The organism is Microbacterium sp. ZKA21 (assembly GCF_050434165.1).
Lineage (GTDB): Bacteria > Actinomycetota > Actinomycetes > Actinomycetales > Microbacteriaceae > Microbacterium.
This window is the reverse complement of sequence record NZ_JBNPVV010000005.1, coordinates 193,589-220,400: the sequence shown is the minus strand read 5'-3', so window position 1 is coordinate 220,400 and position 26,812 is coordinate 193,589. Positions and strand designations below refer to the sequence as shown.

Here is a 26,812-nt window from a genome sequence, read left to right as displayed (position 1 = left end):
GATGAGGGTCGAAGCGCTCTCGCTGGAACAGCTCCGCGAGCGCTCCAGCGAGAAGTGGCGCGAGTATCCGGCCGACGTCCTGCCCCTGTTCGTGGCGGAGACCGACTTCCCGCTGGCCCCGGAGATCACGCGTGCGCTCGAACGCGCCGTCGCGATCGGCGACACCGGCTACGTCGCCTCGCGCACGCCGCTGCCGGAGGCGTACGCCGCGTTCGCGTCGCGTCGCTTGGGGTGGACGCCTGATCCTGCGCGGATGCGGCCGACCGCCGATGTGAGCATGGGGATCGTCGAGATCCTGCGCCGAGTGATCGCGCCCGGCGACCGCGTGATCGTGACTCCGCCGGTCTATCCGCCGTTCTACGAGCTCATCGCCGAAGCCGGCGCCGTCGTCGAACGCGTTCCGCTGCGCGACACCGGTGCGGGATGGGAGCTGGATCTCGACGGCATTCGTCTGGCTCTGGATGCCGGTGCCAGGGCGGTTCTGCTCTGCAATCCGCACAACCCCACCGGTACCGTGCACTCCACCGCCTCGCTGACCGCACTGGCCGAGCTCGCCGTCCAGTTCGGTGCTGCGGTGGTCTCGGATGAGATCCACGCGCCGCTCGCTCAGCCGGGCACCGGGTTCGTGCCGTTCCTGTCGGTCTCGGACGCCGCCCGCGAGGTGGGCTACGCGGTCGTCAGCGCCAGCAAGGCGTTCAATCTCGCCGGGCTCAAGTGCGCGCTGATGGTCACGGCATCCGAAGCGACAGCCAGGCTTGTGCGCGCCCTGCCCGTCGAGGTGGAGTGGCGCACAGGACAGTTCGGGATGCTCGCCGCCGTGGCGGCCTTCTCGCCTGCGAGCGATCCATGGCTCGACGGCCTTCTCGTCGCACTGGACGAGAACCGGCGGCTGCTGGCCGCTCTGCTCGCCGAGCATCTGCCCGAGGCGCGGTACCGGATCCCCGATGCCGGGTACCTGGCGTGGATCGACCTCACGGCGCTCGAGTGGGGTGACAATCCATCGCGACGGATCCTGCGCGACGCCAAGGTCGCGCTGCACTTCGGACCCGCCTTCGGCGCCGAGGGCGCCGGTCACGTCCGTCTGAACTTTGGTACGAGCCCGACGATCCTCACGGAGGCGATCGAGCGGATCGCGGCACTGCGATGACCGGCGCGGGCGCGATCGACGCCAGTGCCACGATCTGGGACCGGCAGCGACGCTGGGTGACGCTGGGCGCGGTCGCCCTGATCTTCCTCGCCGCCATTGAAGCACTGGCGGTGACGACGGTCATGCCCGTGGTCAGTGCGGCGCTGGACGGCGAAGCGCTGTACGCGGTCGCATTCGCCGGCACGCTCGCGACGAGTGTGATCGGCATGGTCGCCAGCGGCGCGGCATCCGATTCGAGGGGCCCTCGTGCAGCGCTGTACGTGGCGGTGGTGCTGTTCCTGGTGGGCTTGATCGTCTCTGGAGCGGCTGTGACGATGCATCAGTTCCTCATCGGACGGTTGATCCAGGGGCTGGGCGCCGGTGGACAGACGGTCGCTCTGTACGTCGTCGTCGCGCGGCTGTATCCGGCGCATCTGCACGGGCGCGTGTTCGCCGCGTTCGCGGCGGCCTGGGTGGTGCCGTCGATGATCGGGCCGTTCCTCGCCGGCGCGATCGCGGACTATCTCGACTGGCGCTGGGCGTTCCTGGGCGTCGCCGTGCTCACCGCAGCGGCCTTCGCGATGATCGCCGTGCGCCTGCGCGGCGTCGACCTCGGTGGGGGAGAGCCGCTCCAGCGCCGGGTGTTCGCCATGCGGCTCGTGCTGTCGATCATCGTCGCGGTCGCTGCTGTCGCGGTCGGCTTGTCCGCTGAGGCGGTCCCGGCGATCGGGTGGCCGATCGCCTCGATCGCGGTGGTCGTGATCGGGTTCGCGATGCTTCCGCTCGTGCCTCGGGGCACGTTGCGGGCGGCACGAGGTCTGCCGAGTGTGGTGCTCATGCGCGGGGTCGTCGCCGGCGCGTTCTTCGCCGCGGAGGCGTACATCCCGTATCTGCTCATGGAGCGGTTCGGCTTCTCGGCGACGCTCGCCGGTCTCGCCCTGACGTTCTCAGCCTTCGCCTGGGCCGGTGCCTCTGCGTTGCAGGGACGCTACGGCGAGCGCCTGGGCAACACCCGGATCGCCCTTATCAGTCTCGGACTCGTCCTGGTCGGCCTGATCGCCGTCCTGGTGACGGCTGTTCTCGGGCTCTCACCGGTGATCGTCGTGATCTGCTGGGCGTTCGCCGGTGGCGGCATGGGGCTCGTGTACCCCCGACTCACGGTGCTCACCCTCGCCTACTCGGACGCCGGCGATCAGGGCTTCAACTCGTCCGCGCTGTCGATCTCGGACTCCGGCGGATCAGCCGTGGCGATCGCTCTCGCCGGCCTCGGCGTCGCGACATTCGGCGGAGGGGCCGGCGCGTTCTGGTTCGTCTTCGTGTTCGCGATCGCGCTCGTGCTCCTCGCGGCGATTCCGGGCCTGCGGCTCGGGCACGCGGCGGAGCAGTCGTGACGCGCCCAGCGGTGCGCGGCGCCGTGATCGATGCGCAGACGCGCTGCGCGCATTACCGCGGGCCACTGGATGTCATCGCGATCCGCTTCGCGTGCTGCGGCGAGTGGTATCCGTGTCTGCGCTGTCACGAGGAGGCGGCCGACCACGGCATCCTGGCCTGGCCGATCGATCGGCGGGACGAGCGGGCCGTGCTGTGCGGGGTCTGCGGTTCAACGCTCACGATCGAGGCGTATCTCACCGCGGCGAGCTGCCCGCGGTGCGCGGCGCCGTTCAACCCCGGATGCGCGCTGCATCATCCGGTGTACTTCGAGATGTGACGGGCCGGCGGGCCAGCCGCAGGGCGAGCAGGATCAGCAGGACGGCGGCGAGCGCCGTGGCGGGATTCGTTCCGACGACGAGCAGCAGCACGATCGCGACCAGTCCGGTGAACGCCGCACCTGCCACGCGCAGCGGCGAAGCCGCGGGCGGCGCGGGGCGGGACTCGAGGGCGGCGAGAGGCAGCGCGATCACGGCTGTGAGCGCCAGCACGACGGCGAGCCACATCGGGCGGGTCAGCCACCAGTCCGACGCGCCCGGCTCCGGGAGCATCTCCTGCGCGCCGAACGCCCAGAGCGCCGTGACACCGGCCATCACGAGCAGCACCGGCATGTGCCACAGGTAGATGGTCATTGCACGTGCGTTGACGAACTGCTGCAGCGCCGCGGGAAACGGCCGACGGCTCCACTCCGACAGGCGTGTCCGCAGCAGCGACAGCAGCATCGTGTGCACGGTGCCGACGAGCAGCAGCGCTGTGGTCGGCGGATTGATGTTCGCGATGAGGTCGGGCGAGTGCAGTCCCGCGATCATGCTGAGCACCAGCAGGGCAGCGGCGCCGATGGCGATGCCGGCGCGCGTGCGCCGGGCGAGAGCGTCGATGCGTCCGTCCGCGACGAAGAACCCCAGTTGCTGCATCGTCAGCCAGACGAAGGCGAGGTTGAGGAAGCCGAGGCCATCGACACCGGTCGACAGCCGCAGCACGTCCACGGCCACGGCGGCGGCGGCGAGCGCCCCGATCGCGCGGAACGGGCGGCGCTCGTGAAGAGCGGCCAGTGCCGGCAGCAGCGCCTGGCAGAGCAGAAAGACCCCGAGGAACCACAGCGGCTGACCGTAGCGGTATCCGGCGATCCGCAGCAGATCGGCCGGAACACCGACGACCGCGAGGAGGACGAGCGCCGCGCCCACGACCGCGATCACGACCAGCGCGGGGACGAGCAGGCGGTGCAGTCGCCCGGCGACGAACGACATGGGCGAGCCGCCCCGCGCCCGCGCTCGACGGTAGGCCGTGAAGCCGGCGAAACCGCCGATCACGAAGAACAGAGGCATCACCTGCAGCATCCAGCTGAGCGGCGTGATCCACCAGGAGCCCTCTGAGGCGTTGGCGAACACCGGGCCGGCCTGGCTCACCGTCACCCCGACCATGAGGGAGTGCAGCACGACGACTGCGATCACGCAGAAGGCGCGGACGAGGTCGATTCCGGTGTCCCGCACCGGGCTGGGGGGCGGTGCGGGTGCGGCGTCGATGCGCGGTTGAACGATGGTCACGGTGGTCCTCCTCTGGTCCGTCCCAGGAGGCTATGGACCCGGTGACCGGCCGCGCATCACACCACGGTGTCGACGCTCGCCCTACCGCGGTCTGAGCGTGCTCAGGCGGGTTCGACGAGGCCGGCGTCGTACGCGAAGATCACGGCCTGGACCCGATCACGGGCGCCGATCTTGGCGAGCACCTTGCCGACGTGCGTCTTGACGGTCTGCTCGGCGATGAACAGCTCGCGCCCGATCTCGCCGTTCGAGCGTCCCTGCCCGATGAGCACCAGCACTTCGCGTTCGCGGTCGGTGAGATCGGCGAGCTGCGCTGTCGCGCGTGAGGCGCGCGGCTTCTGCGCGGCGAACTGCGCGATCATCCTTCGGGTGATGCTCGGCGCGAGCAGCGCGTCTCCCGCGGCGACCACGCGCACGGCCTGGACGAGTTCTTCCGGTAGAGCGTCCTTGAGCAGGAATCCGCTCGCCCCGGCCTGCAGTGCGTCGTACACGTAGTCGTCGATGTCGAACGTGGTGAGCATGATGATGCGCGGCACCTTCGCCGCGGGGTACGTCGTGCCGAGGATGCGGCGGGTGGCCTGGATGCCGTCGAGCTCCGGCATCCGCACGTCCATGAGGATGATGTCCGGGTCGACGCGGGCCGAGAGCGCGACGGCTTCGGCGCCGTTCGCCGCCTGCCCAGTGACGCGGATGCCGTCGTGCGCGTCGAGGAGCGCCGCGAAGCCCGCCCGCACCATGGCCTGGTCATCGGCGATGAGGACCTCGATCGTCACACGGAGCCTTTCTGCGGGGGAGAGCCGGGGTGGCGCGGGAGCGTCGCGGTGACGGTCCAGCCGCCATCGGCGTCGGGGCCAGCCTCCACGCTACCGCCGAGAAGCTCGGCCCGCTCGGACATCCCGCGCAGCCCGTGGCCGCCGGCCGTCTGCACCGAAGCGGCGACGGGCGCGTTGCGCACCGTGAGCGTCACGGCGATGTCGTCCGAAGCGACGACCACGGTGATCCCGGTGCCCGGCGCGTGGCGCACGGCATTGCTCAGCGACTCCTGCGTGATCCGGTACGCGGCGATCTGCGTCGCGGCGGCGATGTCTCCGGAGATCGCCATCGACAGTCCGATGTCCGCACCCGCGCGCCTGGTGGTCTCGACGAGGCCGGGGATGTCGTCGATCCCGCGCTGCGGCGCCAGTTCGGCGGTGTGATCCTCGGTGCGCAGGATGCCGAGGATGCGCCGCATCTCGACCAGTGAGGTGCGCGCGGTACCGGCGATGTCGTCGAATTCCGTTGCGGCTTCGACGGGGAGGTCCTTGACCCGGTAGCGGGCGGTGGACGCCTGCACCTGGATGAGGGACATGCTGTGCGCGACCACGTCGTGCAGCTCCCTGGCGATCCGCGTGCGCTCCTCGACGAGTTCGCGCTTGGCCTGCTCCTGCGCGGTCAGTGCGCGTTCGCGCGTGAGCTCCTTCCCGACCCGCAGCCGGCTGGTGATCAGGACGGCGAGCAGGTAGATGCCGCCGACGACCGAGGTGGTGACGATGAGGGAGTTGCCGCTCGTGAAGCCGGGAAGCATGAGAGCGGCGACGAGGCCGACGGCGGTGCCCGAGGCGAACATCACCAGTCCGGTGCGCCACCCGTGCAAGAACGTCGGCACGACGACCGCCACGGCGAACGCGAGCAGCATCGGGACCGACCACGGCCACGGCAGGGCGAGCGAGACGTCGCGGGGAACCATGAGCGCCAGCAGCAGTGCGGCCCCGGCGAACAGCAAGATCGCCAGATTCGGATGCCGCATCGACACCACGGGTGATGCGACCAGAAGAGCCGCGAGCAGCATCGTGAAGGCGGTCGGGCTGCCGTACTCGGCGGCGTGCACGGGCACGAGGACCGCGTACAGGGTGACGGCGATGACGGACAGGATGACGATCGTCACGATCTCGCGATCGCGCATCCAGGCGGGGAGCTTGGCGATGCGCTTCTCGCGCCGGAGCGTCCGCGCCGCCCGCTTGGCCGTGGCGCGGTCCGCTCTGGTCTGCGCCTTGCGCTGCGCCCGTTCCTGCGCGGCCTGTGCCCGTTCAGCCCTTCGCCGCTGTCGCTGACCGAGCGGGGCGGCCTCCGCAGCCTCTGGATCCCGTTCCGCCGTCATGGGAGTCATCCTCCCACCTTCGAGAGGGCGCCCGTCGGCGCCTCACGGTCCGTCACCCGCTCCTGATCCGCCGCGGTGCGATCGGCCAGGCGGCGGCGCCGGAACGCCGAGATGCGGTCGATCGCGAAGCCGATGATCAGAGCGAACGCGACGCCGAAGACCGCGCTGAGCAGCGGCTGGTCCTCGAGCCAGTGCCCGGCCAGCAGCCCGATGCCTGCGCTGTACGCCGCCCAGCTGAGACCGCCCAGCGCGCTGAGCGGCAGGAAGCGGCGCCACGGGTAGTGCAGCGCGCCGGCGGTCATGTTCACGGCGACTCGGCCGACGGGGATGTAGCGGGCGCCGAGGATGAGGCCGGCACCATTGGTGGTCAGCGTCCGCCCTGCGCGGTCGAAGGCCGCAGCCACCTTGGGGCGCCGCATCCAGCCGAATCGCTGCGTTCCCATCCCGCGCCCGATCGCGTAGGCGATGTTGTCGCCGATCATGGCTCCGACGGCTGCGACACCGGCCAGCAGGAGGATGTTCGTTCCGCCCGTGGATGCCGCGGCGGCCGCTGCGGCGACGAGCACCGTCTCGCTCGGAACCGGCGGGAAGAACCCGTCGATGATCGCGACAGCGAACATGACGAGCAGCAGCCACGGGGATGCCGCGGCGGCGAGGATGAGATCGTTGATGACGTCCATGTCACCGACCGTACGAACCGGGTGCGCGTCGGCACATCACTCCGTGGTATCGACCGTGTCATACCTCAGAGGGGTCTTCGTGGACCGACCTTCGCATCGACGCCGTGCAGGAACAGCATCACGCCGTCATCGAACGCCGCCGAGACGGCACCGGTCGCATCGTCGCCGTGGTCGGGATGCGCTGCCCCGTGGCTTTCGGCGTGCAGGCGCTGCTGGACGAGGAGCGCATGACCGATGATGAACTGCAGCAGCGTGGTCGCGGCCACCGCGGCATCCTGTGCCCTGGTGCCGAGCACGTCGCGCAGGTGCTCCTGCGTGCGTTCGACTCCGAAGCCGAGCGCGTACGAGCTGAGCACGACCTCCGCGCCGTCCCGATAGGCGAGCAGAGCGTCGCGGATGCTTCGAGCGGCGGCCAGCACGTCGGCGTCGGTGGCCGCCCCGTCGGGTACGGATGCGGGGATGCGGGCCAGGATGCGTTCGGCGACCGCACCGAGCAGTTCCTGCTTGTTGTCGAAGTGCCAGTACAGCGCGCTCGGCTGGATGCCGAGCTCGGTGGCCAGCCGGCGCATGCTGAGGTCGGGAAGCCCGACGTCGTCGAGGAGGCGCAGGGCGGCCGCGGTGACGCTGTCGCGATCGTGGCGGCGGTCCGAGTTGCGTGCGGCCATCATGCTCTCACTATACTGAACGCCGTTCAGGTGAACACTGTTCAGGAAACTCGAGGAGAACCACCATGTCCGAGAAACGCAGCGACCTCGGTCGCGACCTGGCCCGCATCGCGATCTTCGCGGCGCTCATCATCGCGCTGGGCATGGTGACGATCCCGCTGCCCACCGGCGTCCCCATCACCGGCCAGACGCTGGGAGTCATGCTCGCCGGCACCGTCCTGGGTCCGCGCCGCGGGCCATCGGCCGTGCTGCTGGTCCTCGTGCTGGCCGCGATCGGGCTGCCGGTCCTCGCCGGAGGGCACGGCGGGATCGCCGCGTTCGCCGGTCCGAGCGCCGGGTACCTGATCGGCTGGATCGCCGGTGCGTTCGTCACCGGTCTCATCGCGCACAGCGGCAGGATCACATGGTGGCGCACCGGATGCGCAACCGTCGTCGGCGGCATCGGCGCGGTGTATCTGATCGGCGTCCCCGTGCAGGCAGCCGTGACGGGGCTGGGACTGGGACCGACCGCGCTGTCCAGCCTGGTCTTCCTGCCCGGCGATCTGATCAAGGCGGTTGCGGCGACTGCGCTGACGCTCGCGCTGCGCCGCGCCTACCCGCCCGCTTTCGGCGTGCGTGCTCGTGCACGAGCGGTCTGACACGCGGCTCGCCGGCATCGACCTGCAGGCGGTCTCGGTCGAGATCGATGGTCGACCGGTGCTTTCCGATGTCGACGTGTCGCTGACCGCCTCTCGGATCGCGGTCATCGGAGCGAACGGCTCGGGGAAGTCGACCTTCGCGCGCCTGCTGAACGGCCTGGTCGAACCGACGACGGGTCGCGTGCGCGTGCTCGGACTCGACGCCGTCCGGGATCGCACGGACCTGCGCCGCCGGGTCGGATTCGTCTTCACGAATCCGGACGCGCAGATCCTGATGCCGACGCCCGCGGAGGATCTCGCTCTGTCGTTGCGCGGACGCGACAGGCGGGAGATCGAGACGCGAGTCGCGCGGACGCTCGCCGAGCACGGTCTCGCCGGACACGCCGACATGCCGGCATCCGCTCTGTCCGGCGGGCAGAAGCAGATGCTGGCGCTCGCCTCGGTGCTCATCACGGATCCGGAGCTGATCGTCGCCGACGAGCCGACCACGCTGCTGGACCTGCACAACGCGAGACGGATCGGCGACCTGCTGCTGGCACTCCAGGCGCAGGTCGTGCTCGTGACGCACGATCTCGAGCTCGCAGCGCGGTGCGACACCGCCGTGCTGTTCGAGGACGGACGCCTCGCGGATGCCGGTGACCCCGCCGACCTCATCCGCACGTACCGACGGGTGCGCGCATGAAGCCCCTGTACCTGCCCGGCACGAGCGCGCTTCATCGTGCACCGGCCGCCGCGAAGCTCGCCTGCCTCGCCCTGTGCGCCCTCGCCCTGTCGCTGTACCCGCACGACGTCGCGAGCATCATGGTCGCCTTGGGCATCGTCGTCGTTCTGCATGCGGCCGCGCGATTGCCGCTTCGCGTGCTCGCCGCTCAGGTGCGGCAGTTGAGGTGGATGATCCTGGTACTCGGCGGCCTGCTGCTCGTGTTCACCTCGCCGCACGCGGCGCTGATCAACACGGGGCGCGTCGTCGCCCTCATTCTGCTGGCAGGACTTCTCACGCTCACGACGCCGATGGGCGACCTGCTGGACGTGCTGCATCGGATGCTGCGGCCGCTGGCGCGCTTCGGGGTCGATCCGGATGCCGTGGCCATGACCGTGTCGTTGACGATCACGATGGTCCCGGTGGTGGCGGGGTTCGCCGGACGGGTGCGCGAGGCGCAGCAGGCGCGCGGCGTCCGCCTCGGCATCCGCTCGGCCGTGCCGCTGTTCGTCATGGCGCTGCGGCATGCCGACGACGTCGGGGACGCACTGGCCGCGCGGGGACTGGTGCAGCCCGGATAGGGGGAGCACCCAGCGTGCCCGATCTATACTGGGAGGCTGGCCCCTTTCCGGCCGCATCCACCCCCTGACGAAACGGACGTCCGCTGTGCTTGCCGTGCACGAACTCGAGATCCGCGTTGGCGCGCGCCTGCTGATGGAGAACGTGTCGTTCCGCGTATCCGACGGCGACAAGATCGGCCTCGTCGGCCGCAACGGTGCGGGCAAGACCACGCTGACCAAGGTCCTCGCCGGTGACGTGCTGCCCTCCGGCGGCAGCGTCACGCGCTCGGGCGAGCTCGGGTACCTGCCGCAGGATCCCCGATCCGGCGACCCGGAGATGCTCGCACGCACCCGCATCCTCGACGCGCGCGGCCTCGGCTCGCTCGCGCTCGGCATGGCCGAGGCGACCGTCGCGATGGGCTCGGACGACCCGGCCGTGGCCGAGAAGGCCATGAAGAAGTACGCCAGGCTCACCGAGCAGTTCGAGGGACAGGGCGGGTACGCGGCCGAAGCGGAGGCCGCGTCGATCGCGAACAACCTGTCATTGCCGGACCGCATCCTCGACCAGCCGCTAAAGACGCTCTCCGGTGGTCAGCGCCGTCGCATCGAGCTGGCCCGCATCCTGTTCTCGGATGCCGAGACCATGATCCTCGACGAGCCCACCAACCACCTCGATGCCGACAGCGTGGTGTGGCTGCGCGAGTTCCTCAAGAACTACAAGGGCGGGCTGATCGTGATCAGCCACGACGTCGAGCTCGTCGGTGAGACAGTGAACCGCGTGTTCTACCTGGACGCGAACCGCCAGGTCATCGATGCGTACAACATGAACTGGAAGAACTATCTGCGCCAGCGCGCCGCCGATGAGGAGCGCCGCAAGAAGGAGCGCGCCAACGCCGAGAAGAAGGCGACCACGCTGCAGCAGCAGGCCGCTCGCTTCGGTGCGAAGGCCTCCAAGGCCGCGGCTGCGCACCAGATGGTCGCGCGCGCCGAGAAGCTGCTCGCCGGTCTCGATGACGTCCGTCAGGTCGACCGTGTCGCGAAGCTGCGGTTCCCGAAGCCCGCGCCGTGCGGAAAGACGCCGCTGATGGCCTCGGGGCTGTCCAAGTCCTACGGATCACTGGAGATCTTCACCGACGTCGACCTCGCGATCGATCGCGGATCCAAGGTGGTCGTGCTCGGGCTCAACGGTGCGGGCAAGACCACGCTGCTGCGCATGCTCGCCGGCGTCGACCAGCCGGACACCGGCCAGCTCGAGCCCGGTCACGGTCTGAAGGTGGGCTACTACGCGCAGGAGCACGAGAACCTCGACGTCTCCCGCTCGGTGCTGGAGAACATGGTCTCGGCGGCTCCGCACATCACCGAGACCGAAGCGCGCAGGGTGCTCGGGTCGTTCCTGTTCACCGGCGACGACGTGCTCAAGCCGGCCGGTGTCCTCTCGGGTGGCGAGAAGACGCGTCTGTCGCTCGCGACGCTCGTGGTGTCCTCCGCGAACCTGCTCCTGCTCGACGAGCCGACGAACAACCTCGATCCGGCGTCGCGCGAGGAGATCCTCGATGCGCTCGCGCACTACGAGGGCGCCGTGGTGCTCGTCTCGCACGACCCAGGGGCCGTGCAGTCGCTGAACCCCGAGCGGGTGCTGATCCTGCCGGACGGCGTCGAGGACATCTGGAACCAGGAGTATCAGGACCTCATCGAGCTCGCCTGAGCCTGCGAGCGGTCTGCTGTCGGCGCGACTGCGCCGAAGATGTCCCTTCGGTCGGACGTGGCACGGCCGAGGCGACGTCGGATGCCGCCGCTATCGTCGAGGGATGAGTGATCGTGCGATCGACGTCGTCTGCTGGGACTGGAACGGGACGCTTCTCGACGACGCCGAGATCTGCCTGCGCACGATGAACGACGTGCTCGTCCGACGCGGGCGGGATCCGATCGGCTCGATCGCGGCCTACCGCACAAGGTTCTGCTTTCCGATTCGGGACTTCTACGCCTCGGTCGGCATCGACGGTGCGGAGTTCCCGGATGCTGCGGACGAGTACCTCGCCCTCCTGCCCGACCGGATCGCCGCGGCCCGGTTGCACGTCGACGCCCTGTCGACGGTGGCGGGCATCGCCGACAGGGGCGTGCGGCAGGTTCTCGCGTCGGCGACGCTGTCGGACGTCCTCGCCGACCAGATGCGTCCGCACGCTCTCGCCGACAGCTTCGAGGATGTGCTGGGCATCGGCGACGCCCACGCCGCATCGAAGGATGCCGTGATCGCCGAATGGGTGCACGACTCGGGGGTCGAGCCGGAGCGCATCCTGCTGATCGGCGACACCAACCACGATCAGGAGATCGCCGAGCGTCTGGGCGCGCGGTTCGTCCACTTCGCGGGCGGACATCAGCACCTGGACGCTCCCGATCGGATCGGCGCGCTGTCCGAGCTGCTCGATGTGATCTGAGCGGCCGGACGGGGATCCGGAGACGTCCCTGCTCTGCGACATCCGGATCCGACGCACGGGAATTCTCCGACGCAGCGCGGTCCGGACGCACCGATGCGTCGACGCCGCGTGCGGTCAGCGGGCGGCGTCGAGCAGTTCGTCCTCGGCATCCGCGTCGCTGTCGCGGCGGCGGACCTTCCTCGGCGCGGTCGGTCGGCCCTCGGCCTCTTCACGGTGCTTCGTGATCTCGGTACGGATGATGTAGGCGATGAAGACGAAGCCCATGATCGCGAACAGGATCCACTGGATCGCGTAGGAGAAGTTCATCCCTGGGTCGGCCGTCGGCCGGTCGAACCCGCCGAGGGGCTCGGCGTCCGGCGACTCGCTCACGAGCTGGCCGTAGACCTGCGTGACGACGTTGTTCTCCGAGAGCCGCTCCGCGATCGTGGGCACGTGGATCGTCGGGACCTGCCCCTCCGGTGCACCGCGGCCGGACGACGGCAGCGCCTCAGTGGGGCGCAGTCGCACGACGACCTCGACCTCGCCCTGCGGCGGAGCCGGAACGGAATCGGGTGACTCGCCCTCGCCCGGGGGCACCCACCCGCGGTCGATGATGACGATTCGTCCGTCGCTGTCGCGGAACGGTACGAGCACCTCGAAGGCGCTCGTACCGCCGTGCGGACGGTTGCGCACGAGCGTCTGCTGATCGGCCAGATACTCGCCCTCGAGGGACACCGGACGCCACTCGTCGTCGGCGGCGAGTGCATCGTCCGTCCCGACGACATCGGCGAACGGCACCGGATCGGCGTCGTAGTTGCGCTCGATGAGTGCCAGCTCGGCGCTGCGGCTCTCACTTCGATCGAACTGCCAATGGGAAAGGAAGGCGCACGCCACGGCGAAACCGATCGCGACGACGACGTAGATGCTCCAGCGCACGAACCGATTGCTCACTCCGGAACACCTTTCCGCACCAGCACCGGGAAGTCACGGGCGCGCAGATACTCGCTCAAGTAGCCGACGTGCTCATCGCAGGCGAGCCAGATCTTCTCGCGGTCCGCAGCGTGGATCCGCGGATTGCGCCACACGACCTGATGGGTCGCGGTGAGGCGGCATCCGGCACGGGAGCATTCGAGATCCGTCACGACTCGCTGGTCCGGCCGTGCTCAGCGATGCGGATGATCGTCGGACGGTCTGATTCGACGTCCGGCGCGACCGAGGGCGCGTCCAGAGCCTGCTGCGGCGATTCGGCGCGCGTCACTGTGCTGTCGCTGCCGGCATTCGCGCCGACCACGGCGATGTACGGCAGGACGGCCGCGGCGATCGCGAACACCCAGGTGTACCAGCCGTACGGCGTCACGAACAGGGTGAGCGCGAAGCACACCATGCGGATGCTCATCGAGATCAGGTAGCGGCGCGTGCGCGAGTCAGCCTCGACCTTCGGCGCCTGCGGAAGCGAGGTGACGGATGCGGCGTCACGGGAGCGTTTCACTATGCATCCAGCCTACGCCGCATGCGGCGTTGAGGATGCCCGTCAGGAGTTCCAGATGAACGGGAGCGTGAAGGCTCCGAACGTCACGGCGGCGATGACGGCGACGATGAGGAGGATCACCGTCAGCGCGATCGGGATGTAGCCGAGCACGAGACCGGTGATGGCCATTCCGCGCCCGCCGACCGTCGGCGTCTTCTTGAGCTGTGACAACGCGACGTGCCCGAGGATGACGGCGGCGACCGAGACCAGCACCGGGATCACGATGAAGAATGTCGCCCAGCCGAAGACGATGCCGACGATGCCGCACACCATGGCCGCGACCGCGACGCCGTTGTTCGGACGCGGCGCGTACACCGGTGCGCCGTAGCCCGGGGCGTACCCGGCGGCGGGATAGCCGGCGACGGGATACACGGCGGCACCCGGAGCAGGTTGGCCGACAGGTGCGGGCTGGCCGACAGGTGCGGGCTGGCCGTATCCGGTCGGTGCGGGCTGAGAGTACGCGGACGGCGCGATGGGCGTCTGCGCGGCGTACGGCGGCGATGCGGGAGCGGCGGGAATCGCCGGCTGACCCGCCGGTGCAGCACCGGAACGGTCGGCCTGCGGAGGCGTCCCCGGTGCAGGAGGCGGAGTGGGGATGCTGTTGTCGCTCACGGTGTGCCTTTCGTCAGAGACAGGTTCCCAGGCGCGTCTGGCACTGTCAAACGCCCCGATAGGATTGCCACGCCGGAAATCGATCGAGCGGGAGTGCTGACACATGAGCGAAGGACGCGTCGTCCTGGTCACCGGAGGAAACCGCGGCATCGGACGCGCCATCGCCGAGCGCTTCGTCCGCGACGGCTATCGCGTCGCGGTCACCGCCCGCAGCGGAGAAGGGCCGGAGGGGACCCTCACGGTCCGCGCCGATGTGACGGATGCCGCGGCCGTCGACGCCGCCTTCACCGAAGTCGAGAACGCGCTCGGGCCGATCGAGGTCGTCGTCGCGAACGCCGGCATCACGAAGGACACCCTCCTGCTGCGTATGAGCGAGGACGACTTCGACAGCGTGATCTCGACGAACCTGGGCGGTTCGTTCCGCGTCGTCAAGCGCGCATCCAAGGGAATGCTCCGCGCCCGCTTCGGTCGCGTCATCCTGATCTCCAGCGTCGTCGGACTCTACGGGTCGGCCGGTCAGATCAACTACGCGGCCTCCAAGAGCGCGCTCGTCGGCTTCGCGCGCTCGCTCACCCGCGAACTCGGCGGACGGGGGATCACCGCGAACGTCGTGGCACCGGGTTTCATCGAGACGGACATGACGGCGGAACTGCCCGAGGAGACGCAGAAGCAGTACAAGGCGAACATTCCCGCCGGCCGCTTCGCGACGGCCGATGAGGTCGCCGGAGTCGTGACCTGGCTCGCCGGTGATGACGCGGCCTACATCTCCGGCGCGGTCATCCCCGTCGACGGCGGCCTCGGCATGGGGCACTGACGACAGAGTTCGTCGCCTGTTTCAGGATGCTTCGGCCACGGCATCCAGGATCAGCTGAGCGAGCCTGTCGGGAACGCTGAACTGCGGCCAGTGCGCGGACCCGATGCGGATCACCGTCTTGTCGACGATCGCCGCGTACTCTGCGGCGAATGGCGGCCATGCGGACAGGGCGGCCTCGAGGGCCTGCTGATCCATCGTTCCCATCAGGAGCGTGATGGGAACGCGCCGGCGGTCGCCCGAGAGCGAGATCGGATCGGTGGGGACCCGTGCGGGCACGCTCATCGTCGTCGGTGCCGTCCTCTCGCGGATCTCTGGAGTGAGATCGAACACGTCCTCGTCGGGGAAGAAGTCCCAACCAGGGAACGGGATGACGCCGTCGACGAGTTCGAACTCCGAGATGCCGAAGCCCGGGGCAGGCGGGGCGGTGTCGACGAAGACGACGCGCGCGACGCGGTCCGGTCGCGCATCCGCGGCACCCCAGACGACATTGCCTCCACCGGAGTGCCCGACGAGCACGACAGGGCCGGTGAGCTCATCGATCCGCTCGACCACGGCGTTCACCCAGTCCGCGATGCCGATGTCGCCGGACCCGGCAACCGGTTCACCGAGGCCCGGCATCGTCAGAGGATGCACGCGGTGGCCCGCATCGACGAGAGCGGGCGTCACTTCGTCCCACGACGATGCGTCCAGCCAGAGTCCGGGTACCAGGATGATGTCCATGGCTCGACGGTAGCCGGGGCCTCCGACACGACGCTAGGGGAGCAGCGGGATGACCTCGCGCAGATCGACCGGTCCGACCACGAGGCTGGCACGTTCGCGCACGGCCGGTTTCGCGTTGAACGCCAGGCCGAGGCCGGCGACGGACATCATCCGCAGGTCGTTCGCGCCGTCGCCGATGGCGATCGTCGACCGGTCGCGCACGCCCAGCTCATCCGCCCACTGCAGCAGCGAAGCGGCCTTCGCGTCGCCGTCGACGATCTCGCCGTCGACGCGCCCCGTCAGAGCGTCGTCGCCGACCTCGAGCCGATTGGCTCGCCAACGATCGACGCCGAGCGCAGGAGCGATGTGGTCGAGGATCTCGTGGAAGCCGCCGGAGACGACGCCGACGATGCCACCGCGTTCGTGCACCGCCGCGGTCAGTTCGCGCACACCCGGTGTCGGCTCGATGCGCGCGCGGACGCGCTCGAACGCCGAGGTGGGCACACCCGTCAGGGCCTGCACGCGTGAGCGGAGGCTCGCGGCGAAGTCCACCTCGCCGCGCATGGCGGCCTCAGTGGCGGCCTGAACCTCGTCGCGGCGGCCGGCTTCGTCGGCGAGAAGCTCGATCACCTCGTTGCGGATGAGGGTGGAATCAGCGTCGAGGACGACGAGGAAGCGCGCGGAACTCACGCGTGAAAGCCTAGGGCACGACAGAGAGCTGCCCGTTCGGCGTCACCTCGACTCAGCGGTCGATGTGGATCCCCTTGCCGACCACGGTGATCCCGGAATCCGTGACCGTGAACCCGCGAGCCAGATCGCGTTCGCGGTCGACGCCGACCGTTGCTCCGTCCTCGAGGAACACGTTCTTGTCCAGGACTGCACGATGGATGCGGGCGCCCTGGCCCACACGCACGTGGTCGAGCAGCACCGAATCCGTGATGGTCGACCCGCCACCGGCCAGTGTTCCCGGACCGACGATGCTGCGTTCCAGGTGCGTGCCGGACAGGACGGAGCCCAGTGACACGATCGAATCGATCGCGTTGCCGATCCGGCCCACAGCATCGCGGACGAACTTGGCGGGCGGAGCGTTCACGCTCTGCGTGCGAATCGGCCACGCCGTGTTGTAGAGGTTGAACACCGGAAGCGTGGAGATCAGGTCCATGTGCGCGTCGAAGTACGAGTCGATGGTTCCGACGTCGCGCCAGTACGCCCGATCCCGTGGCGAGGACCCGGGGACGTCGTTCTGCTTCATGTCGTAGTACCCGGCTTCGCCGCGGTTCACGAAGTAGGGGATGATGTCGCCGCCCATATCGTGACCGGAGGTCGGCAGCTCGCCGTCCGCCTCGACCGCCGCGATGAGGGCATCGGTGTCGAAGATGTAGTTGCCCATCGACACCAGCACTTCGTGCGGGGAGTCGGCGAGGCCCTCGGCATCCGTCGGCTTCTCCAGGAAGTCCCTGATGAGTCCTGAGCCGTCCGGATCCGCGTCGATGACACCGAACTGATTCGCCAGCGCGAGCGGCTGGCGGATGCCGGCGACCGTCGCCTTCGCACCCGACGCGATATGGGCGTCGAGCATCTGCTGGAAATCCATCCGGTAGACGTGGTCGGCGCCGATCACGACGACGATGTCGGGCTTCTCGTCGTTGACGAGGTTGAGGCTCTGCAGGATCGCGTCGGCGGAGCCGGAGAACCATCGCTTGCCCAGCCGCTGCTGAGCCGGCACCGATGTCACGTAGGAGTCGAGCAGAGCCGACATCCGCCAGATCTGCGAGATGTGCCTGTCGAGGCTGTGCGACTTGTACTGGGTCAGCACGACGACCTGTCTCAGCCCCGAGTTGATCAGATTGGAGATGGCGAAGTCGATGAGTCGATACTGCCCTCCGAACGGCACCGCGGGTTTCGCCCGATCCGCCGTGAGAGGCATGAGCCGCTTGCCCTCACCGCCGGCGAGGATGATGCCGAAGACCTTCTTTGGAGCCGCCATGGCTCAACCATAGATGCACGGGGCCGCGCTGTACTACGTTTCAGACATGCGCGTCGACATGATCACGAAGGAATACCCGCCGGAGATCTACGGAGGGGCAGGTGTCCATGTCACCGAGCTCGTAACCGCGCTGCGTCGCAGCATCGATGTGGAGGTCCGCGCGTTCGGCGCCGACCGGTCCGAGAGCGGTGTGACCTCCTACCGCACGCCCCCCGGACTGGCCGATGCGAACCCGGCGATCCAGACGCTGGGGACCGATCTGAGCATGGTCGGAGACATCGCCGGAGCAGACCTCGTGCATTCGCACACCTGGTATGCGAACTTCGCCGGTCACATCGCGTCTCAGCTGCACGGCGTCCCGCACGTGCTGACGGCGCACAGTCTCGAGCCGCTGCGTCCGTGGAAGGCCGAGCAGCTCGGCGGCGGCTACGCCGTGTCCAGCGGGATCGAGCGGCTCGCCTATGAGAACGCCGCGGCCATCGTCGCCGTCAGCGCGGGCATGCGCGCCGACATCCTGCGCAGCTACCCGCAGGTGGATCCGGCGCGCGTGCGCGTGATCCACAACGGCATCGACGTCGACCAGTGGCATCCGGTCTCCGATCCCGGATTCCTCGCGAGCATCGGGATGGATCCGGGGCGGCCGTCCGTCGTCTTCGTCGGCCGCATCACGCGTCAGAAGGGCCTGCCGTATCTGCTGCGGGCCGTCGCCGAGCTTCCGCCGGAGGTGCAGATCGTGCTCTGCGCCGGCGCGCCGGACACCCCGGAGATCATGGCCGAGGTGCAGGAGGGGGTACGGCTGCTCCAGCAGAGCCGGGATGGCGTGATCTGGATCGAGCGGATGCTGCCGCGCGCCGAGCTCTCCGCCATCCTCACCGCGGCGACGGCCTTCGTCTGCCCGTCGGTCTATGAACCGCTCGGGATCGTGAACCTCGAGGCGATGGCGTGCGGCGCCGCCGTCGTCGGCACAGCGACCGGTGGGATCCCCGAAGTCGTGGACGACTCCGTCACGGGCCGGCTGGTGCCGATCGAGCAGGTCCAGGACGGCACGGGGACGCCGGTGGATCCCGACCGTTACGTCTCGGATCTCGCCGCTGTGCTCACCGAGGTCGTCGGCGATCCGCACCGCGCCAGGGAGTACGGCGCAGCGGGTCGTGAGAGGGCGCGCACGCAGTTCAGTTGGGAGGCGATTGCCGACACCACGCGCGAGCTCTACCGGGAGCTCGCCGGCTGAGCCGTTAGGCTGAGGACATGCCGAGTGCCCTGGATCTCACCGATGTCGTCGTGCGCCGCGATGGGCGGAACATCGTCGATCATGTGACCTGGCAGGTCGCAGATGACGAGCGTTGGGCGGTGCTCGGTCCGAACGGAGCGGGCAAGACCACGCTGCTGCAACTGGCCGACACCCTGCTGCACCCCACGTCCGGCACCGTGACGGTGCTGGGTGAGACGCTCGGCCGAAGCGATGTGTTCGAGGTGCGTCCGCGGATCGGCTTCGCGTCGACGGCGATGGCCAAGCGCATTCCGCGCGACGAGACCGTGCTCAACTCGGTGCTCACGGCCGCGTACTCCGTGATGGGTCGCTGGAACGAGCAGTACGAGAACATCGACGAGCGGCGCGCGCTGCGGGTCCTGGGGGAGTGGAAGCTCGATCACCTGGCCGATCGGCTGTTCGGGTCGCTGAGCGACGGCGAGCAGAAGCGCGTTCAGATCGCACGCGCGGTCATGACGGATCCGGAGCTGCTGCTCCTGGACGAGCCGACGGCGTCGCTGGATCTCGGCTCCCGCGAGGAGCTTCTGGCACTGCTGAGCGGTTATGCGTCGTCGCCCACCACACCCGCGATGGTCATGGTCACGCACCATGTCGAGGAGATCCCGGTCGGCTTCACGCACTCGCTGCTCGTGCGCGACGGCGCCGTCGTTGCACAGGGGCCGATCGCTCAGGCGCTCACCTCCGAGACGCTGACCGAGACGTTCGGCCTGCCGATCGTCCTGACCGCGGACGCCGGCCGGTACGCGGCACGCGCGGCGTGATCTGCTAAACTCGATCCTCGGTGCAATCTGCACCGACAGACTTCCCTCGTCCCTGGCACAATCCAGGGCGCCACGTAAGGAATCCCATGAAGACTGACATTCACCCCGACTACCAGGCAGTCGTGTTCCGCGACCTCGGCTCGGGCGAGACGTTCCTGACACGTTCGACGGTTTCGAGCGACAAGACGATCGAGCTGGACGGCGTGGAGTACCCCGTCATCGACGTCGAGATCTCCTCGGCCTCGCACCCGTTCTACACGGGCAAGCAGCGCATCATGGACTCGGCCGGTCGCGTCGAGAAGTTCAACCAGCGCTTCAAGGGCTTCGGCGGCAGCAAGTAAGCAGCCACCCGCTTCACGAAGGTCCCGGCTCCGGTGGAGCCGGGACCTTCGTCGTCTGCGTCGCTCACTCGTCGTCGACCTCGATGACGATGCGTCCGTCCGCGCCCATCACACCCGGGCCCTTGTCCGGTGTCGGTGCCGGGATCGACGCCCGCTGCTGGCGATCCCTCTCCTGGCTCGCCTCATGGGCGCTCGGAGACCAGACGGCATCGAACACGCCCACGAGGCCGCCGCTTGCCATGCCCTGATACTTCTCTTCGATCGGCTTGCGCGAGAACACATGTCGCATGCCTGTGAACAGCAGCACCGGGATCATCCCGAACACCACCGCGATGGTCAGCCAGCCCATGACGTCGTTCACACTCCGAGCCTAAGCAGAATGCACCCCGGCGGCATCCACCCTCAGGCGGAGTCCGCGCGATCCCTGACGGGCCAGGTGCCGTCGATGGTCTCCTCGGGGTCGATGCGTCCGATGCTGATGAAGTACTCCGTGAGGCTCTCGGCCTGCGTCCGCGCCCAGCCGATCTGGCGGGTGTGCAGCTCGGTTGCGGACGGCGGAAGGTCGAACCGGAGCGCGAGCGCCTGCGCGACGCGGCCGGCGGCGATCGCATCCGCGGATGCCTCGTGCGCGGCGTCGAGCGTCACCGCGTAGTGCTCGGCGACGACCTCGAGCGTCCGCTTGCCGCGGCGGTACCGATCGACGGCCTTGTCGATCACGAGCGGATCGATCACGGGAGACGGATCCTGCAGCGGCTCGATGCCGTGGCGCAGGCACTCGTGGAACAGCAGTGAGAAGTCGTACGACGCGTTGTAGGCGACGACCGGGATGCCCTGTGCGAGGAGCGCGCGCAGCGACCGGGTGATCTCCGCGACGACCTCGGCGGGCGGGCGCCCCTCGTACCGGACGCGCTCGGTCGTGAAGCCGTGGATCGCCGCCGCGCCGTCGGGGATCGGGATGCCCGGGTCGGCGATCCACGAGCGGGCGGCGATCTGGCGTCCCTTCGCGTCCAGGACGCCGACATGAGCGGTGACGATGCGGTCGGTGCGGACGTCGACACCCGTGGTCTCGAGGTCGAAGACGCCGACGCGGGTGAGCCAGTCGGGAAGCGTGGTCTCATCGGTCATGACCTTCACGCTAGATCGAGGCTCCGACATCGCCGCGCAGGCACTCCGCTGCGCCGCGCCCGTAGACTCGAACGCATGCCTTCGCCCTACGCCGACCGACTGAACACGCTGCCGGTTCGGCGCCGAGAGGTCGAGGTCGGTGGCGGCACGACCGCGTACTGGGAGTACGGGAACCCGGGTGACGAGGGGCCGAGCGTGATCGCCGTCCACGGATTCCGCGGTGATCATCACGGTCTCGAGCCCGTGCTGGCCTATCTGCCCGATCTCCACGTGATCTCACCCGACCTGCCGGGTTTCGGCGAGACCGCACCGCTGCCCGGCGCTCGGCATGATCTCGATCGGTATGCCGATTGGCTGACCGAGTTCGCCGAACGGGTCGCGCCCGGCGCGGTGATCCTCGGCCACTCCTTCGGCTCGATCGTCGCTTCGGCCGCCGTCGCCCGCGGCTTGGACACTCCTCGATTGATCCTGATCAACCCGATCGGCGCGCCGGCGCTCGAGGGGCCCAAGGGCGTCATGACGCGCCTGGCCGTGCTGTACTACGCGCTGGGGGCGTGGCTGCCGGCTCGGCTCGGCACCGCTCTGCTGCGCAACGGCCTGATCGTCCGCGTCATGAGCATCACGATGGCGAAGACGCGGGATCCCGAACTGCGGCGCTTCATCCACGAGCAGCACGACACCTACTTCTCGCGCTTCGCGGACCGTGACGTGCTCAAGGACGCCTTCGTCGCCAGCGTTTCGCACGACGTCCGAGAGTTCGCGCCGCGGATCGCGGTGCCGACGCTGCTCATCGCGGCGCAGCAGGACGACATCACGCCGATCGAAGCCGAGCGGCTGCTCGCGACGCGCTTCCCGGATGCCGAGATCGTGGAGATCGCCGACGTCGGTCATCTGATCCACTACGAGACGCCGGCCGAGGCGGCCGGCGCGATCCGGCGCTTCCTCAGGCTTCCCGTCGGGCGAGCCCGATGAGCCCCGCGACCCGGTAGGGGATCACCTCGCCCATCGCGAGGGACGTCTCGGTGCGCTCGACTCCTTCGATGGAGAGGATGCGGGCGTCCGTGTCGAACAGGTGACGTGCATCACGGCAGGCCACGCTGGCGAGCAGATCGATGGACCCGCTCAGCCCGTGCACCTGGAGGATCTCCGGGATCCGGGCGAGTTCAGCCGTGATCCGCGGCAACTCGGTCTGACGCAGGCCGATGCTGATGAACGCCTGCAGCGGGAACCCGAGGACCTCGGGGGAGTATGCGCGTTCGTAGGACAGCAGCACCCCGGTCTGCTCGAGCCTGGCCATGCGCGCCTGGATCGTGTTGCGCGAGAGTCCGAGCCGTTCCGCGAGCGCGACGATCGTGGCGCGCGGGTCCTCCGCGAGCGCTGTCAGGAGCTCGAGGTCGATGCGATCGAGGGTTGACATAGTGCCAAACCGTAGCACCAGCTCGATGTCCGCGACTACGCAACATGCTCAATGTGCGCGGAAATGCTTGAGCGACGTGATCAGCGGACGTAGCCTCGAACCAGCCGATGACGATGTCGGCGCCGTGCAGCAGCGCCCCCACAAGGGGCGACGCGACCGAGGAGGACTAAGATGTCACCGCAGACCACTCCGATCACCGATACCGCTCAGGATCTGGACCTCGTCGAGCGTCTGATAGCGCCGGATGGCACGCGCCTGACGCACCCCGATCTGGACCCGTTCGTCGCGGACGTCGATGCAGCGCAGCTTCGAGCGCTCCACCGCGACATGGTCGTGCTGCGCCGGATCGACGCCGAGGGATTCGCACTGCAGCGTCAGGGGCAACTCGGGCTGTGGGCGCCCTGCCAGGGACAGGAAGCGGCGCAGATCGGCACCGCCAGGGCGCTCGCTCCGCAGGACTTCGTGTTCCCCAGCTACCGGGAGACCGGCGTCATCCTCGCCCGTGGTGCCGAACCCGCCGATTTCGTGCGCACCTGGCGCGGCGAAGAGGGAGCGGCGTACGACCCCGACGGGCTGCGTTGCGCACCGATGCAGATCATCATCGGAGCGCAGAGCCTGCACGCGGTCGGCTACGCCATGGGCATCCAGCGCGATGGCACGGATGAGGTGGCCGTGGCGTACTTCGGCGACGGAGCGACCAGCCAGGGCGATGTCAGCGAGGCCATGATCTTCGCGTCGTCCTACGGCGTCCCCGCCGTGTTCGTGTGTCAGAACAACCACTGGGCGATCTCTGAGCCGGTCTCCGTGCAGTCGCGCTTCCCGATCGCCGGTCGTGCGCCGGCGTTCGGCATCCCGAGCCTCCGTGTCGACGGCAACGACGTGCTCGCATGTCTGGCCGCCATGCGCTGGGCGCTCGAGCATGCGCGCAGCGGCAAGGGACCGGCGTTCATCGAGGCCGTCACGTACCGGATGGGGCCGCACACGACAGCTGACGATCCGACGCGCTACCGCGACCCTGCCGAACTCGAGGCGTGGCGCACGCGCGATCCGATCGCACGGCTGGAGGCCTTCCTCACCGCGCGAGGCGAACTCGATGAGGCGCAGGTCGCCGAAGTGCAGGCCGAAGCGGACGCCGCGGCACGCGAGATGCGCGCGGCATGCATCGGCATGGTGACCCGACAGCCGCTCGCGGTCTTCGACGGCGTCTATGCAGAGCCCCACACCGGCCTCGCGCGCGAGCGCGACGCTTACGCCGCGTACCTCAGCACGTTCGACGAGGAGGCCTGAGATGACCGAGATGACGCTCGGCAAGGCGCTCGGCGCCGGCCTCGCGCAGGCCATGCGCGACGACGACAAGGTCGTGATCCTCGGGGAGGACATCGGTCGCCTCGGAGGCGTGTTCCGGATCACCGACGGACTCATCGACGAGTTCGGCGCCAAGCGCGTGATCGACACACCGCTCGCGGAATCGGGCATCGTCGGCGCTGCCGTCGGGCTCGCCTTCCGCGGCTACCGGCCCGTCGTCGAGATCCAGTTCGACGGTTTCGTGTACCCGGCGTTCGATCAGATCGTGTCGCAGGTCGCGAAGCTGCACTACCGCACTCAGGGCAGGGTGAAGATGCCGATCACGATCCGCATCCCCTGGGCGGGCGGCATCGGTGCCGCCGAGCACCACTCCGAGTCGCCGGAGGCCTATTTCGTGCACACCGCCGGACTCCGGGTGATCGCGGTGTCGAATCCGCAGGACGCCTACCGATGCCTGCGCCAGGCGATCGCAAGCGACGACCCGGTGATCTTCTTCGAACCGAAGCGGCTGTATCACCACAAGGGCGAGGTCGACCTGGATGCGCCCCTCGCGGATACCGTGCCGATGGGCCTCGCACAGGTGGTCCGTCGGGGCGCGGATGCCACCGTGCTCACCTATGGAGCGATGGTCAGCACGGCTCTGGATGCCGCAGCCGCCGCCGAGGAGGACGGCATCGACCTCGAGGTGATCGATCTGCGATCGCTGTCTCCCGTCGACTACGACACGGTCGCTGCGTCCGTGCGCCGCACCGGTCGTGTCGTCGTGGCCCACGAGGCGTCCCGCGAGGCCGGCGTCGCCGCCGAAGTCATCGCGAGCATCACGGAGCGCTGCTTCGAGTACCTCGAAGCGCCGCCGTTGCGCGTCACCGGCCACGACATCCCGTATCCGCCGGCGAAGCTCGAGAAGCACCATCTGCCGGATCTCGACCGCATCCTGGACGCTGTGGACCGCGTGCTCGACCGGCCGAACAGCATGACGGAGGCGGGCGCATGACCACCGATTTCCGACTTCCCGACCTGGGGGAAGGACTCACCGAAGCAGAGATCGTGCAGTGGCTGGTCGCCCCCGGCGACACGGTCGCGCTCAACCAGACGCTCGCGGAGGTCGAGACGGCGAAGGCGATCGTCGAGCTCCCGTCCCCGTACGACGGCGTCGTCACGACGCTGCACGCCCAAGCCGGCGACACCGTCGCCGTCGGTGCGCCGCTGATCGCCTTCGACATCGAGGGAGATCCGACCGAGGCGACGCCGGATGCCGAGGACAAGGCGACCGCGGCATCCGATGCCTCGGCACCCGCCGCGCAGGCGAATCTGGTCGGATACGGCGCCGCGCCCACGGGCGGCTCGCGCCCGGCGCGGCGCGCACGCCGCACGGTCGGCGCCACGGCATCCATCGTGGACACGGCCGTCCTGGAAGCCGCACCGCACGACGTCCTGCCGACCGGACCGATCGAGACCGTGCAGGGCGAACGCCCTCGGTCGACGCCGCCCGTGCGCGCGTACGCGAAACGGCTGGGCATCGACCTCGCACTCGTGGCGGCCGAGGTCGGCGATCGCACGATCACGCGCGCCGATGTCGATGCGTATGCCGACCGGGTCGCACCCGCTGCCGCCCCGGCGCGGCAGACGGCCGCGCCAGTGCGCGCGCCCGTCGACGGAGAGCGCGAGAGCAGGATCCCGATCCGCGGCGTGCGCAAGCACACCGCCGAGGCGATGGTCCAGAGCGCCTTCACCGCACCGCATGTGACCTGCTTCCACACGGTCGATGTCACGGCGACCATGGAGCTGATCGCCTCGCTGCGCGACGACAAGGCGCTGGCGGGGGTGCGGATCGGGCCGCTCGTCGTGATCGCCAAGGCGGTCTGCCTCGCGCTCGGGCGCACTCCAGGGCTCAACTCCCGCTGGGATGCGGATGCCGGTGAGATCGTGCAGCATCACTACGTGGACCTGGGCATCGCCGCGGCCACCGAGCGCGGGCTGATCGTCCCGAACATCCGGGATGCCGAGCGGATGTCGCTCATCGGCCTCGCCGAGGCATTGACGGCCCTCACCGAGACCGCGCGATCCGGCCGCACCTCACCCGCGGAACTCGCCGGGGGAACGTTCTCGATCACGAACATCGGCGTGTTCGGCATCGATGCGGGGACGCCGATCCTGCCGCCGGGTCAGTCCGGCATCCTCGCGGTCGGCGCCGTCCGCCCGCAGCCCTGGGTGCACAAGGGCGAACTGGCGATCCGCCGGGTCATGACGTTGAGCCTGTCGTTCGATCACCGCGTCGTCGACGGGGCGGAGGGCGCGCGCTTCCTCAAGGATGTCGCGGACATCCTCGAGGAACCGGGGCGTGCGATGCTGATGGCGTGACGGCCCCGGCCGTCACGCCATCAGGCGGTCAGCGCCGCGTACGCCATGTCCGCGAGGACGGCCGCAGTGGCGGCCTGGGCGCGCGAGGCCGAGCGGGTGCTGTGCGGGGTCGAGTTGATCAGACCGAACCCCGCCTGCACCCGCAGGCGCAGTTCGTCGGTCGAGACCGAACGCAGCGGTGCGAGCGCCGACATCCACAATTCGATGTAGGCGCGCTGAAGCCGCCGGACCTCGGCGCGGTCCTCGTCCGAGAGGTGCGCGAGATCGCGGTCCTGCACACGGATGACCTGCGCACGACCGAGCGCGAAGTCGACGTGGAAGCCGATCAGCGCGCGCACCCGACCCTCGTCGTCGGATGCGGCCTCGGAGACCGCCGTTCCGCCGGACACCAGATCACGGCTGACCCCGACGAGCAGCGCGCCGAGCAGCGCCTGCTTCCCGGCGAAGTGGCGGTACACGGCGGGTCCGGAGACGCCGACCGCAGCGCCGATGTCCTCGAGGCTCACGCCGGAGAACCCTCGGTCGGCGAAGAGCGTGGCCGCGGCGGACAGCAGGGCGTCGGAGCGCTCGGCCTTGGCGCGATCGCGCGCCGTGATCGGGGTTGTCATCTCAGTTAATGCTCGCTAACCTAAATGAACGGGTTAGTGCACACTAACCGACCGCACCGGTCGGGCACCAGTTCTCGTGTGTCGAGGAGGACGCC

At 69.1% G+C, this 26,812-nt stretch carries 32 protein-coding genes; 16 read left to right on the top strand and 16 right to left on the bottom strand.

All coding sequences use genetic code 11. The features are described from left to right. Position 1: 1 nt before the first annotated feature. From M2317_RS12415 to M2317_RS12405, 3 genes are read left to right on the top strand one after another with little or no spacing between them, the layout of a single operon-like run. Positions 2–1,147 carry a MalY/PatB family protein gene (locus M2317_RS12415; protein WP_429460579.1) on the top strand — a complete coding sequence of 382 codons (1,146 nt, stop codon included), beginning with the start codon at positions 2–4 and terminating at the stop codon, positions 1,145–1,147. Continuing rightward, on the top strand, positions 1,144–2,517 hold the full coding sequence (locus M2317_RS12410) for an MFS transporter (protein ID WP_429460577.1): 1,374 nt from the start codon (positions 1,144–1,146) through the stop codon (positions 2,515–2,517). The genes M2317_RS12415 and M2317_RS12410 overlap by 4 nt, the downstream gene beginning before the upstream one ends. After that, positions 2,514–2,834 (top strand): CHY zinc finger protein, encoded by a 321-nt coding sequence (locus M2317_RS12405; RefSeq protein WP_429460575.1) that lies wholly within the window; start codon positions 2,514–2,516, stop codon positions 2,832–2,834. The genes M2317_RS12410 and M2317_RS12405 overlap by 4 nt, the downstream gene beginning before the upstream one ends. Here the strand turns inward: M2317_RS12405 and M2317_RS12400 are convergent. The 5 genes from M2317_RS12400 to M2317_RS12380 form a co-directional block, all read right to left on the bottom strand. Beyond that, positions 2,788–4,098 carry an acyltransferase family protein gene (locus M2317_RS12400; protein WP_429460574.1) on the bottom strand — a complete coding sequence of 437 codons (1,311 nt, stop codon included), beginning with the start codon at positions 4,096–4,098 and terminating at the stop codon, positions 2,788–2,790. The two genes, M2317_RS12405 and M2317_RS12400, sit on opposite strands and share 47 nt — an antisense overlap. A gap of 101 nt (positions 4,099–4,199) precedes the next feature. Then, entirely contained in the window at positions 4,200–4,868 is a 669-nt protein-coding gene (locus tag M2317_RS12395) for a response regulator (RefSeq protein ID WP_429460573.1), read from the bottom strand. Continuing rightward, a complete protein-coding gene (locus tag M2317_RS12390; RefSeq protein WP_429460571.1) occupies positions 4,865–6,241 on the bottom strand; it encodes a sensor histidine kinase in 1,377 nt (458 codons plus the stop codon). Before M2317_RS12390 ends, M2317_RS12395 begins: the two co-directional genes overlap by 4 nt. Then, entirely contained in the window at positions 6,238–6,912 is a 675-nt protein-coding gene (locus M2317_RS12385; protein WP_429460569.1) for a DedA family protein, read from the bottom strand. Before M2317_RS12385 ends, M2317_RS12390 begins: the two co-directional genes overlap by 4 nt. Positions 6,913–6,977: 65 nt before the next feature. Then, the gene (locus tag M2317_RS12380) at positions 6,978–7,580 is read right to left on the bottom strand and encodes a TetR family transcriptional regulator (RefSeq protein WP_429460567.1); all 603 of its coding nucleotides are present in this window, start codon (positions 7,578–7,580) and stop codon (positions 6,978–6,980) included. A gap of 62 nt (positions 7,581–7,642) precedes the next feature. Between M2317_RS12380 and M2317_RS12375 the strand changes: the two genes are divergently transcribed. From M2317_RS12375 to M2317_RS12355, 5 genes are all read left to right on the top strand, one after another. Continuing rightward, on the top strand, positions 7,643–8,215 hold the full coding sequence (locus tag M2317_RS12375; RefSeq protein ID WP_429460566.1) for a biotin transporter BioY: 573 nt from the start codon (positions 7,643–7,645) through the stop codon (positions 8,213–8,215). After that, positions 8,199–8,897 carry an energy-coupling factor ABC transporter ATP-binding protein gene (locus M2317_RS12370; protein WP_429460564.1) on the top strand — a complete coding sequence of 233 codons (699 nt, stop codon included), beginning with the start codon at positions 8,199–8,201 and terminating at the stop codon, positions 8,895–8,897. Before M2317_RS12375 ends, M2317_RS12370 begins: the two co-directional genes overlap by 17 nt. Continuing rightward, positions 8,894–9,496, top strand: a complete 603-nt coding sequence (locus M2317_RS12365) for an energy-coupling factor transporter transmembrane component T (protein ID WP_429460562.1) — start codon at positions 8,894–8,896, stop codon at positions 9,494–9,496. Before M2317_RS12370 ends, M2317_RS12365 begins: the two co-directional genes overlap by 4 nt. Positions 9,497–9,581: 85 nt before the next feature. Next, complete coding sequence (locus M2317_RS12360) at positions 9,582–11,180, top strand: ABC-F family ATP-binding cassette domain-containing protein (protein WP_429460560.1); 1,599 nt, start codon at positions 9,582–9,584, stop codon at positions 11,178–11,180. 103 nt (positions 11,181–11,283) lie between these two features. Then, positions 11,284–11,910 (top strand): HAD family hydrolase, encoded by a 627-nt coding sequence (locus M2317_RS12355; protein WP_429460558.1) that lies wholly within the window; start codon positions 11,284–11,286, stop codon positions 11,908–11,910. A gap of 114 nt (positions 11,911–12,024) precedes the next feature. Here the strand turns inward: M2317_RS12355 and M2317_RS12350 are convergent, their stop codons facing one another. The 4 genes from M2317_RS12350 to M2317_RS12335 are packed head-to-tail and all read right to left on the bottom strand — an operon-like array spanning position 12,025 to position 14,029. Then, entirely contained in the window at positions 12,025–12,840 is an 816-nt protein-coding gene (locus M2317_RS12350; RefSeq protein WP_429460556.1) for an SURF1 family cytochrome oxidase biogenesis protein, read from the bottom strand. Continuing rightward, complete coding sequence (locus M2317_RS12345) at positions 12,837–13,031, bottom strand: hypothetical protein (protein WP_429460554.1); 195 nt, start codon at positions 13,029–13,031, stop codon at positions 12,837–12,839. The genes M2317_RS12350 and M2317_RS12345 overlap by 4 nt, the downstream gene beginning before the upstream one ends. Continuing rightward, entirely contained in the window at positions 13,028–13,378 is a 351-nt protein-coding gene (locus tag M2317_RS12340) for a DUF3099 domain-containing protein (protein WP_429460553.1), read from the bottom strand. The genes M2317_RS12345 and M2317_RS12340 overlap by 4 nt, the downstream gene beginning before the upstream one ends. Positions 13,379–13,420: 42 nt before the next feature. Next, the gene (locus M2317_RS12335) at positions 13,421–14,029 is read right to left on the bottom strand and encodes a DUF4190 domain-containing protein (protein WP_429460551.1); all 609 of its coding nucleotides are present in this window, start codon (positions 14,027–14,029) and stop codon (positions 13,421–13,423) included. Positions 14,030–14,132: 103 nt separating this feature from the next. Between M2317_RS12335 and fabG the strand changes: the two genes are divergently transcribed. After that, a complete protein-coding gene (gene fabG / locus M2317_RS12330) occupies positions 14,133–14,843 on the top strand; it encodes a 3-oxoacyl-ACP reductase FabG (protein ID WP_429460549.1) in 711 nt (236 codons plus the stop codon). A 21-nt stretch (positions 14,844–14,864) separates the two neighbouring features. Here fabG and M2317_RS12325 read toward each other — a convergent pair whose 3' ends face one another. The 3 genes from M2317_RS12325 to M2317_RS12315 are packed head-to-tail and all read right to left on the bottom strand — an operon-like array spanning position 14,865 to position 17,529. After that, positions 14,865–15,563 (bottom strand): alpha/beta fold hydrolase, encoded by a 699-nt coding sequence (locus tag M2317_RS12325; protein WP_429460547.1) that lies wholly within the window; start codon positions 15,561–15,563, stop codon positions 14,865–14,867. A gap of 33 nt (positions 15,564–15,596) precedes the next feature. Beyond that, positions 15,597–16,232 carry a phosphoserine phosphatase SerB gene (gene serB / locus M2317_RS12320; protein WP_429460545.1) on the bottom strand — a complete coding sequence of 212 codons (636 nt, stop codon included), beginning with the start codon at positions 16,230–16,232 and terminating at the stop codon, positions 15,597–15,599. Between the two features lie 52 nt (positions 16,233–16,284). Further along, entirely contained in the window at positions 16,285–17,529 is a 1,245-nt protein-coding gene (locus M2317_RS12315) for a glucose-1-phosphate adenylyltransferase (RefSeq protein WP_429460544.1), read from the bottom strand. Positions 17,530–17,575: 46 nt separating this feature from the next. On the opposite strand from M2317_RS12315, the gene glgA reads away from it, so the two are divergent. The 3 genes from glgA (at position 17,576) to M2317_RS12300 (ending at position 19,901) form a co-directional block, all read left to right on the top strand. After that, positions 17,576–18,760, top strand: a complete 1,185-nt coding sequence (gene glgA, locus M2317_RS12310; RefSeq protein WP_429460543.1) for a glycogen synthase — start codon at positions 17,576–17,578, stop codon at positions 18,758–18,760. A gap of 17 nt (positions 18,761–18,777) precedes the next feature. After that, the gene (locus M2317_RS12305; RefSeq protein ID WP_429460541.1) at positions 18,778–19,560 is read left to right on the top strand and encodes an ABC transporter ATP-binding protein; all 783 of its coding nucleotides are present in this window, start codon (positions 18,778–18,780) and stop codon (positions 19,558–19,560) included. A gap of 86 nt (positions 19,561–19,646) precedes the next feature. Continuing rightward, the gene (locus M2317_RS12300) at positions 19,647–19,901 is read left to right on the top strand and encodes a type B 50S ribosomal protein L31 (protein ID WP_179438025.1); all 255 of its coding nucleotides are present in this window, start codon (positions 19,647–19,649) and stop codon (positions 19,899–19,901) included. Positions 19,902–19,965: 64 nt separating this feature from the next. Here M2317_RS12300 and M2317_RS12295 read toward each other — a convergent pair whose 3' ends face one another. Next, positions 19,966–20,262 (bottom strand): hypothetical protein, encoded by a 297-nt coding sequence (locus tag M2317_RS12295; RefSeq protein WP_429460539.1) that lies wholly within the window; start codon positions 20,260–20,262, stop codon positions 19,966–19,968. A 41-nt stretch (positions 20,263–20,303) separates the two neighbouring features. Continuing rightward, positions 20,304–21,026 carry a 3'-5' exonuclease gene (locus M2317_RS12290; RefSeq protein ID WP_429460537.1) on the bottom strand — a complete coding sequence of 241 codons (723 nt, stop codon included), beginning with the start codon at positions 21,024–21,026 and terminating at the stop codon, positions 20,304–20,306. A 75-nt stretch (positions 21,027–21,101) separates the two neighbouring features. On the opposite strand from M2317_RS12290, the gene M2317_RS12285 reads away from it, so the two are divergent. After that, positions 21,102–21,998: an alpha/beta fold hydrolase gene (locus M2317_RS12285; protein WP_429460535.1), complete on the top strand. Its 897-nt coding sequence runs from the start codon at positions 21,102–21,104 to the stop codon at positions 21,996–21,998. Here M2317_RS12285 and M2317_RS12280 read toward each other — a convergent pair. Further along, complete coding sequence (locus tag M2317_RS12280; RefSeq protein ID WP_429460533.1) at positions 21,970–22,443, bottom strand: Lrp/AsnC family transcriptional regulator; 474 nt, start codon at positions 22,441–22,443, stop codon at positions 21,970–21,972. The genes M2317_RS12285 and M2317_RS12280 overlap by 29 nt on opposite strands. A 171-nt stretch (positions 22,444–22,614) precedes the next feature. On the opposite strand from M2317_RS12280, the gene pdhA reads away from it, so the two are divergent. From pdhA to M2317_RS12265, 3 genes are read left to right on the top strand one after another with little or no spacing between them, the layout of a single operon-like run. Next, positions 22,615–23,730: a pyruvate dehydrogenase (acetyl-transferring) E1 component subunit alpha gene (gene pdhA, locus M2317_RS12275; RefSeq protein WP_429460532.1), complete on the top strand. Its 1,116-nt coding sequence runs from the start codon at positions 22,615–22,617 to the stop codon at positions 23,728–23,730. Position 23,731: 1 nt separating this feature from the next. Then, positions 23,732–24,742 (top strand): alpha-ketoacid dehydrogenase subunit beta, encoded by a 1,011-nt coding sequence (locus M2317_RS12270; protein ID WP_429460530.1) that lies wholly within the window; start codon positions 23,732–23,734, stop codon positions 24,740–24,742. Further along, positions 24,739–26,109, top strand: coding sequence for a dihydrolipoamide acetyltransferase family protein (locus tag M2317_RS12265; RefSeq protein WP_429460529.1), 1,371 nt, complete (start codon positions 24,739–24,741; stop codon positions 26,107–26,109). The genes M2317_RS12270 and M2317_RS12265 overlap by 4 nt, the downstream gene beginning before the upstream one ends. Before the next feature lie 20 nt (positions 26,110–26,129). On the opposite strand, the gene M2317_RS12260 is transcribed toward M2317_RS12265, so the two are convergent. Further along, positions 26,130–26,717 (bottom strand): TetR/AcrR family transcriptional regulator, encoded by a 588-nt coding sequence (locus M2317_RS12260; protein WP_429460528.1) that lies wholly within the window; start codon positions 26,715–26,717, stop codon positions 26,130–26,132. Positions 26,718–26,812: the final 95 nt, after the last annotated feature.

Coding starts and splice junctions, on each gene's coding strand:
- M2317_RS12300 (WP_179438025.1), top strand. CDS start 19,647: ATGAAGACTGACATTCACCCCGACTACCAGGCAGTCGTGTTCCGCGAC.
- M2317_RS12385 (WP_429460569.1), bottom strand. CDS start 6,912: ATGGACGTCATCAACGATCTCATCCTCGCCGCCGCGGCATCCCCGTGG.
- M2317_RS12305 (WP_429460541.1), top strand. CDS start 18,778: ATGCCGAGTGCCCTGGATCTCACCGATGTCGTCGTGCGCCGCGATGGG.
- pdhA (WP_429460532.1), top strand. CDS start 22,615: ATGTCACCGCAGACCACTCCGATCACCGATACCGCTCAGGATCTGGAC.
- M2317_RS12265 (WP_429460529.1), top strand. CDS start 24,739: ATGACCACCGATTTCCGACTTCCCGACCTGGGGGAAGGACTCACCGAA.
- M2317_RS12285 (WP_429460535.1), top strand. CDS start 21,102: ATGCCTTCGCCCTACGCCGACCGACTGAACACGCTGCCGGTTCGGCGC.
- M2317_RS12325 (WP_429460547.1), bottom strand. CDS start 15,563: ATGGACATCATCCTGGTACCCGGACTCTGGCTGGACGCATCGTCGTGG.
- M2317_RS12280 (WP_429460533.1), bottom strand. CDS start 22,443: ATGTCAACCCTCGATCGCATCGACCTCGAGCTCCTGACAGCGCTCGCG.
- M2317_RS12415 (WP_429460579.1), top strand. CDS start 2: ATGAGGGTCGAAGCGCTCTCGCTGGAACAGCTCCGCGAGCGCTCCAGC.
- M2317_RS12390 (WP_429460571.1), bottom strand. CDS start 6,241: ATGACTCCCATGACGGCGGAACGGGATCCAGAGGCTGCGGAGGCCGCC.
- M2317_RS12270 (WP_429460530.1), top strand. CDS start 23,732: ATGACCGAGATGACGCTCGGCAAGGCGCTCGGCGCCGGCCTCGCGCAG.
- M2317_RS12410 (WP_429460577.1), top strand. CDS start 1,144: ATGACCGGCGCGGGCGCGATCGACGCCAGTGCCACGATCTGGGACCGG.
- M2317_RS12375 (WP_429460566.1), top strand. CDS start 7,643: ATGTCCGAGAAACGCAGCGACCTCGGTCGCGACCTGGCCCGCATCGCG.
- fabG (WP_429460549.1), top strand. CDS start 14,133: ATGAGCGAAGGACGCGTCGTCCTGGTCACCGGAGGAAACCGCGGCATC.
- M2317_RS12355 (WP_429460558.1), top strand. CDS start 11,284: ATGAGTGATCGTGCGATCGACGTCGTCTGCTGGGACTGGAACGGGACG.
- glgA (WP_429460543.1), top strand. CDS start 17,576: ATGCGCGTCGACATGATCACGAAGGAATACCCGCCGGAGATCTACGGA.
- M2317_RS12315 (WP_429460544.1), bottom strand. CDS start 17,529: ATGGCGGCTCCAAAGAAGGTCTTCGGCATCATCCTCGCCGGCGGTGAG.
- M2317_RS12380 (WP_429460567.1), bottom strand. CDS start 7,580: ATGATGGCCGCACGCAACTCGGACCGCCGCCACGATCGCGACAGCGTC.
- M2317_RS12260 (WP_429460528.1), bottom strand. CDS start 26,717: ATGACAACCCCGATCACGGCGCGCGATCGCGCCAAGGCCGAGCGCTCC.
- M2317_RS12290 (WP_429460537.1), bottom strand. CDS start 21,026: ATGACCGATGAGACCACGCTTCCCGACTGGCTCACCCGCGTCGGCGTC.
- M2317_RS12365 (WP_429460562.1), top strand. CDS start 8,894: ATGAAGCCCCTGTACCTGCCCGGCACGAGCGCGCTTCATCGTGCACCG.